At 56.2% G+C, this 281-nt stretch carries 1 protein-coding gene; it reads right to left on the reverse strand.

Annotated features, from left to right (window positions below):
- The coding region (locus tag KDM89_RS22060) for a hypothetical protein (protein WP_212689880.1) at positions 1–281 on the reverse strand (281 nt) is incomplete at both ends.

Genomic DNA, 281 nt, shown 5'->3' on the forward strand with positions numbered 1-281 from the left:
GCCGACTCCAATACCTGCTGTACCTGTTCGCGCCATACCACATGGTGCTGACGCTGATCACGCAAGCGCTGTATCAGTGTCTGTGCTAATTCTTCCGCGGCCTGATGTTCGTGGGCGAGTTGCTGCTGCTCTTCCTGTGCTGCTGCCTGCAGTGTTTGCTCTTCCTGCGCCCATTGTGCTTGCAAGGTAGCCAACTGCTGGGCTTGTTGTGCGCGTAATGCGCTCAGTTTCTCACTTTGCACAGCCTGCGCTGCCAGCAATTCCTGCAAAGACTGCTCTTC

This window comes from Cognatundibacterium luofuense (genome assembly GCF_018139685.1).
In the GTDB taxonomy this organism is placed as follows: domain Bacteria; phylum Pseudomonadota; class Gammaproteobacteria; order Burkholderiales; family Burkholderiaceae_D; genus Undibacterium; species Undibacterium luofuense.